The 1,902-nt window shown below is 63.5% G+C and carries 2 protein-coding genes and 1 pseudogene; 2 read left to right on the top strand and 1 reads right to left on the bottom strand.

Annotation, left to right across the window (positions count from 1 at the left end; all coding sequences use genetic code 11):
- On the top strand, positions 1-772 hold a 772-nt coding region (locus tag Mlute_RS15785; protein ID WP_182482599.1), incomplete at its 5' end, for a hypothetical protein.
- A gap of 40 nt (positions 773-812) precedes the next feature.
- On the opposite strand, the gene Mlute_RS15180 is transcribed toward Mlute_RS15785, so the two are convergent.
- Positions 813-1,169, bottom strand: coding sequence for a hypothetical protein (locus Mlute_RS15180; protein ID WP_147371139.1), 357 nt, complete (start codon positions 1,167-1,169; stop codon positions 813-815).
- A gap of 506 nt (positions 1,170-1,675) precedes the next feature.
- Here Mlute_RS15180 and Mlute_RS15175 point away from each other — a divergent pair.
- Positions 1,676-1,902 (top strand): annotated as a pseudogene (locus Mlute_RS15175) (ATP-binding protein); the annotation flags it as partial.

The following is a 1,902-nucleotide window of genomic DNA, read 5'->3' as shown; positions in this document are numbered from 1 at the left end:
ACCCCAGCCCCAGCCGCAGGTGGCCGCCAGCCCCGCCTGGCCCCCAGCCCTCAGCACCGGCCAGACCTGGCAGGTGAAGATTCTGGGTGGCCAGTGGACCGGGGAATGGTCGGTGGTGGTGGGCGGGAAGGATGCGGACGGCGACTTTGAGGCCACGGCCATCCTGGGCAGCCGCCGCACCGAGGCTCTGTTTTTCCTGCAAGACAACATCCTGCGCTTGAACATTGGCGGCCAGTATCCGCTGGCCCGCTGCCGCTTCGACCCCCAAAGCGGGGGAGGGACCATCCAGGGCAAGCTGTTTGTGTTCAAGGACGCCAACTCCGATGCCGAAGAAATTGGTATCTGTGTGGCCAGCCGACTCAACCCCCAGCCTCAGCAACCCCAGGCCGCCTGGCCCCCTAGGCTGGCCGTGGGGCAGCGCTGGCAGGTCAGCGTGACGGGCAAAGACTTGGATGGCAAAGACCTGAACGACGTCGGCACCGTCACCCTCTCCGAGCGCGACAGCGATGGCGACCCCAAGGGAACCGTAGTCTTCAAGGATGGCTTCAGGATGGTGGCCTACTTCTACATGGGCCGCAGCGGGGCTGCTCTGCTCGACATGACGGTTCCGGATGGGGACAACAGCCACCGGCTCTGGCTCCGCTGCCGCTTTGAAGAGCAGGGTAATGCCGCCAGCCTCAAGGGAACCCTCCAGATTTTCCGCACCGATGCCAACGGTCAGATTAGCGGCCTCAAGGATGTGGGAGCCTGTACCGCTACCCTGAACCGCTAGCAAAGGTAGCAAAGGGGCCGGCCAGAGGGCCGGCCCTTTATCACTCGTAGTAATGGATGCTTACCCCTAGGGCAAAGTGCCACGTAGGTGAGCTTAAGCCAGTGCCTAGGCCGAGGTAGTTTCCCTCAACAAAAACGGCTATACGCCCGCCATCCAAACGGATTTCCTCTAAAAGGAGTTCCAGCCCCGCAACAAGGCCCAGCCCACCGGCGAAATCCCGCCCTGCTAGGACGCCAAAACCACCGCCGAAGTAAGGAAGGAGGGCGAAGCTCGAGCCCGGCCAGGCAAGAACCGGCTTGAGCAGGAGGGCAATGTCAATAACGGTGCCGCCGGGGGGAAGGGGGGCGATCCCCGCCATCAGGCGACCCGCCAAGGTCTGAAAAAAGTAAATTTCCATCCCCGCTCCGAAAGTAAGCCCAAGCATTTCGCCATAACCAAGACGCGTCTGAAGAGTGAAGCGATCAATCTGGGCGTGGGCCAGCCCAAGGAGGAGAACCAAAGAAATAAGGGCTTTTTTCATTGCCCCCAGTAAGGCACAAAGATGCAATCGTGTCAAGGCCTAAGGGTGTACACCCTCGGAAACTGGTTGGAAGGGGACAAGACGATCCGCGTTTGTGCTCCTCGTGCAACTTGTGAAAGGGGAGTAAAACAACCCCGGAGCTTGTTTTACCCAAAGCGGTGTGGAGTAAAACAAGCCGGCCCCCGCGGTCCTGTGGTCCTCGATGCCCACGCCGGGGACGGCGTCCTCGTCACCATAGCGGGCAGGGTGGCGATGACGTTCCCCGGACTCTTGTTGTCCATCCTGCTGAGCTGCACGGCGTAGCCCCCGTGGGGGCCTCAGGAAGGGGCCCTCCTCAGGCGGGCACCAGACCCCGTTCGAGTGGCAGTCGGTGGTGGTCCCGAGTGGCCCTCTCCGGGGGTGTACCGGGGGAGATAGAGCGCCTGGTGCGCTACGTGAGCGCCGAGGACATCGTGCGGAACCGGGATGTGGGCACGGGCTACGCCGAGGGGCTGGCCCGGCGGGAGGAGCGGGGGGTGGCCCTCTTCCCCCTCCTCCTGGTGGCCGGGGGCGTGGCCATCGCCGCCCGCTACCTGGGCCTGGGCCGGGGGGAGATGGACCTGTATGTGGC

This window comes from Meiothermus luteus (assembly GCF_003574085.1).
Taxonomy (GTDB): domain Bacteria; phylum Deinococcota; class Deinococci; order Deinococcales; family Thermaceae; genus Meiothermus; species Meiothermus luteus.
Note: the sequence above shows the minus strand (reverse complement) of the source record. Positions and strands in the feature narration are given on the sequence as shown.

Coding starts and splice junctions, on each gene's coding strand:
- Mlute_RS15180 (WP_147371139.1), bottom strand. CDS start 1,169: ATGGAAATTTACTTTTTTCAGACCTTGGCGGGTCGCCTGATGGCGGGG.